Below are 4,429 nucleotides of genomic sequence, written 5' to 3' on the forward strand. Positions count from 1 at the left end.
TGCATTGGACACAAATGTGATTTTGTTTTCCTTTCTTCTTGCCGTTTTTACGGATATGGGTTGATTTACATTCAGGGCATTGCATAAATTATTCCTCCTATTCATACTCTAACTCAGCAACGCCAAAAGCTCTTCTGTTGTATTGCCTGAACCCTGAAAGCTTTAATCCGTAACGCTTAATCCCAGTTGCACGGAAACTGCGCGCGCGATCGGCTATTGACATTATCCTTGTCCAGTTGACAGTAATTTAGTTCGTTCGTAGTGCGGACTTCAGTCCGCAGCATGAAAGCGGACTGAAGTCCGCACTACGAACTGTTTTTGTTATGGTAATCGACCGGACATGATATGAGCCATTTTTTCATGGATTTACATTCATTGAGATGCCCACGTTACGTCGCTTGAATAGCCGATTCACTGCCCCTCTGCGGTTAATTAAAAAAATCTTAACTTCTTTTCCAAATCTTAATTTCCCCCAACCAACCCGCACTCACAATAGTCTTAGCATCTGCACTAATTCCCACAGCAGTAACATAGCCAGAATGTCCGCTCAAATTACCTCTCAATTGGCCCGATCGCACATCCCACAGTTTTACACTCTTATCCCAACTCCCAGTAACCAGCATACTCCCATCCCGACTGATTGCCAGCGACCAAACTCCATCGGTATGTCCGCTCAAACGCCGAATTAATTGACCGTTTCCGACATTCCACAACCCAACAGTACCGTTGCTGTTACCGGCGGCCAAAGTTTTGCCATCGGCAGTAAAAGCTAGGGACAAAACAGACAAGTTTTTGCCGCTAATGGTGCGAATTGCTTGACCTGTATTTAAATTCCACAACCTAATTGAACCATCTTTGCTGCCGCTAGCTAAAGTTTGGCGATCGGGACTAATTGCTACAGCATTCACTAATCCAGAATGCCCGGTTAAAGTCCGCAGCAATGCCCCTGTTTTCGCATTCCAAATCTTAATCGTTTTGTCCCAACTGCCGCTCGCGACAAACTGAGCGTCGGGACTGATGGCAACACTCGAAACAGCACCAGAATGCCCGCTCAAAGTGCGGACAACCGCGCCTGTTTCTAAATTCCAAATTTTTACCGTTTTGTCATCGCTGCCGCTAGCTAACACGTTTCCATCCGCACTCGATGCTAGGGCGTTTACGGCTTCGGCGTGTCCTTGCAGCGTAGTTTTTAATTGCCCGCTGGGGAAGTTCCAAACAGAGATTGTGCCGTTACTATTTCCTGTGGTAAAAGTAGTGGAAGCTAGGGCAAGGGAACTGACAACTTCTGAAGGGGCTTTGAGGGTATTTGTGGTGGCAAAGGCGATCGCACTTCCGGGCTTCTGAGGCGGATTATTGACAGGAGTTTTCGGATTTGTAGCTGTTGGCGATTGGGGAAGGACTGGTAGCGAAATAGTCGATCGCCATTTCATGATATTACTAATTTCTACTCCCGCCGCCACGATTTTATCCGAATTGTCTTCTAACTTGACAATGCCGTTAATTGCGACAACTTTTCCCGCATCGTCAAGGACTGGGCCGCCGCTCATTCCCGCCCTAACTAAGTTGTTGTATACCAAAGTATAGCCATTTAATGGAGTTTGGCGGCCGGTAAATTGACCTTCCGTAGCGATGAAAATCGGTTGTCTCAGGGAACCGCCGGATATTGGCCAACCAGCCACATAGGCTTTTTTTCCGGGAGTTGCTGGGGAATTAGCTAATTGGGCGAGGGGATAGCTTTGAGGGCTGCTGATAGGGACGATCGCGATATCTGCACCGGGCATTCGCCGCACCAGGCCGTATGATACAGAGTGAGCTTTACCGTCGGGAGTTACAACTTCGTAATCGCCAGGTTTATCGACTACGTGCCAGTTGGTGAGTATATAGTACGTGCTACCTTGTTTTTCTAAAATTACTCCGGAACCGCCTTTTGTGCCTTGGATGCGTACCGTGATTTGTTTGGCGACGGTTTTAACTGCGTCGGCGGTTAAGGCTAGGGCGATGGGAGGTGAGGTGAGTGGGATGAGGGCGATCGCACTTAGGGCGATCGTAGCACTCAAAATAGCCGGAATTGTTCTGCTGTAGTTCATGATTTTGTCAATGTAACATATCCACATATCAACAGACGGATTAGTTTTCCGGTTTGTGGTGCCTTGACGGTTGAGAATGGAAGAGTGTTTGCAAGTGCGATCGAATTCTAAGGAGGATCGAATGCTATTCATGATTATTGAACGATTCAAAGATAATGATATGCTGCCAATTTATCAGCGCATTCGTGACGAAGGCAGAATGTTTCCTGAGGGTCTTAAATATATTGATAGTTGGGTAGAACCCAATTTTAGTAGATGTTTCCAGCTTATGGAGTGTGATGATTTGCGCTTACTTCAGGAATGGATTTTGAAGTGGCGCGGTTCTGGAGCGACTTTTGAAATTGTGCCGGTAGTTAGTAGTAAAGAAACCCGAGAAGTTGTCGAACCATTGCTCGATTGCTTGTAAATTATTCATAGTGGAGGTAGACATGATATCTAGAAACTGGAACAAAGAGTTAACAGAGGAAAATCTCCGAGATCGAATAGCCCAAGCCAAGCAAACATGGAAAACCGCTGAGGCTATAAAGCCGCGTGCCGAATCCGTGCATTACAATCAGTCGGAAGATTTAATTGTTATCAAGCTCAAAAACGGTGCTATTTTCTGTTTTCCTCCGAGGCTTGCACAAGGCTTAGAAAATGCTTCGCCAGAACAACTTGCTGATGTTTGGCTGCCGCCTTCTGGTAGCAGCGTACACTGGGAAACCTTAGATGTTGATTTTGGCATTCCCGAACTTATCGCAGGTATTTTTGGGACAAAATCTTGGATGGCTAATTAATTTCTTAGTCTCTTAGAGAGGGACTTTGTTTGTGTAGGATCGGTTTGAACCGCCGAGTGGCTCAAATCCCCGATTTTTCTAATAATTCGGGGATTTCGCCTTAAATTTTATGCGAGATCGAACAGCAAAAACTCCGCATCTTCTGCGGCTTCAATAACCAACTCAGCCTCATCACTAACCGCCGCACCGTCACCCTTTTCTAAAGTCAAGCCGTTGAGCAAAACAGCACCGCGAGCAACTTGGATCCAAGCATGGCGATTGGGCTGTAAAACATGAGAAACCCGCGAGTTTTTATCCAAAACTGCTGCATACAAATCGACATCTTGATGCACTTTTACTGCACCATCTCTCGCATCTCGCGCCGCAACTAAGCGCAGTTTCCCGCGCCTTTCTGTTAGGGGAAAATCCCGCTGTTCGTAACTCGGCTCTAAGCCATTGGTATCGGGCAACAGCCAGATTTGCAGCAAATGAACTCGGTCAGTTTGCGAGGGATTGAACTCGCTGTGTTGGATGCCCGTACCTGCACTCATTCGCTGCACTTCACCGGGTTTGATTACTGCGCCGGTACCTAAACTGTCTTTGTGTTCTAACGCTCCTTCCAGTACATAGGTAATGATTTCCATGTCGCTGTGCCCGTGAGTGCCGAAACCTTTGCCGGGGTTGACTACGTCCTCGTTGATCACCCGCAACGAGCGAAAATTCATATAATTGCGATCGTAATAGTTGGCAAAGGAAAATGTGTGATAACTGTCGAGCCAACCATGATTAGCGTGTCCTCTTGCTTCACTTTTTCTGACTGCAATCATTTTCTGAATCCTCCTTCGATTTTAGATTTTAGATTTGGGAATGACTTCGGGTATTTCTCGGATGTTTCTACTTTAAACCAAGTCAAGCTATTATGGGAAGTACGCACTTAAAAGTGCGGTAGTTACCAAAAAGATACTATGCAAGCTAAAGAAGGAACTATTGAGCGCGCAAATTGCCCGGTAGAAAGAACTTTAGAGGTGATTGGCGGGCGCTGGAAAGTCTTAATCCTCCGGGAGCTCTTTCAAGGAGTGAAGCGTTTTAATGAGCTGCAACGAGCTGTCAACGGCATTACTCAAAAGATGCTGACGCAGCAGTTGCGGGAGATGGAGTCAGATGGGATTGTTCACCGAGAAATTTACCTGCAAGTTCCGCCGAAAGTTGAATATTCGCTCACGCCTTTGGGCGAAAGTCTTAAACCAATTATTGATTCGATGCACGAATGGGGAATTCAGCATATTAACTATAGTTAAGTTTATTGAAGTGTAGCTAATTCCCAATTTGCGATCGTCGCCGATTATATCATAAAATAACCCTTATAAAGTTTGTAGTGAGGACTTCAGTCCTCTCTGATTTGAAGAGGACTGAAGTCCTCACTACGAACCGGTTATAAAGTTTGTAGTGAGGACTTCAGTCCTCTCTGATTTGAAGAGGACTGAAGTCCTCACTACGAACCGGTTATAAAGTTTGTAGTCAGGACTTCAGTCCTCTCTGATTTGAAAAGGACTGAAGTCCTCACTACGAACCGGTTATAAAGTTTGT

At 45.8% G+C, this 4,429-nt stretch carries 5 protein-coding genes and 1 pseudogene; 3 read left to right on the forward strand and 3 right to left on the reverse strand.

What is annotated here, in order from left to right:
- A pseudogene (locus QZ938_RS25055) lies at positions 1-85 on the reverse strand (IS1 family transposase); the annotation flags it as partial.
- Positions 86-443: 358 nt separating this feature from the next.
- On the reverse strand, positions 444-2,219 hold the full coding sequence (locus tag QZ938_RS25060) for a trypsin-like peptidase domain-containing protein (protein ID WP_293354004.1): 1,776 nt from the start codon (positions 2,217-2,219) through the stop codon (positions 444-446).
- On the opposite strand from QZ938_RS25060, the gene QZ938_RS25065 reads away from it, so the two are divergent.
- Both QZ938_RS25065 and QZ938_RS25070 read left to right on the forward strand, forming a co-directional pair.
- Positions 2,209-2,493, forward strand: coding sequence for a DUF3303 family protein (locus QZ938_RS25065; protein WP_293146858.1), 285 nt, complete (start codon positions 2,209-2,211; stop codon positions 2,491-2,493). The two genes, QZ938_RS25060 and QZ938_RS25065, sit on opposite strands and share 11 nt — an antisense overlap.
- A gap of 22 nt (positions 2,494-2,515) precedes the next feature.
- Positions 2,516-2,863: a DUF2442 domain-containing protein gene (locus QZ938_RS25070; protein WP_293354002.1), complete on the forward strand. Its 348-nt coding sequence runs from the start codon at positions 2,516-2,518 to the stop codon at positions 2,861-2,863.
- Between the two features lie 107 nt (positions 2,864-2,970).
- Here the strand turns inward: QZ938_RS25070 and QZ938_RS25075 are convergent, their stop codons facing one another.
- On the reverse strand, positions 2,971-3,669 hold the full coding sequence (locus QZ938_RS25075; protein WP_293205315.1) for a pirin family protein: 699 nt from the start codon (positions 3,667-3,669) through the stop codon (positions 2,971-2,973).
- A 138-nt stretch (positions 3,670-3,807) separates the two neighbouring features.
- Here QZ938_RS25075 and QZ938_RS25080 point away from each other — a divergent pair, with 138 nt between their 5' ends.
- Positions 3,808-4,140 (forward strand): helix-turn-helix domain-containing protein, encoded by a 333-nt coding sequence (locus tag QZ938_RS25080; RefSeq protein ID WP_293149228.1) that lies wholly within the window; start codon positions 3,808-3,810, stop codon positions 4,138-4,140.
- Positions 4,141-4,429 lie beyond the last annotated feature (289 nt).

The sequence above is a fragment of the Microcoleus sp. CAWBG27 genome (genome assembly GCF_020883145.1).
Classification (GTDB): Bacteria; Cyanobacteriota; Cyanobacteriia; order Cyanobacteriales; family Microcoleaceae; genus Microcoleus.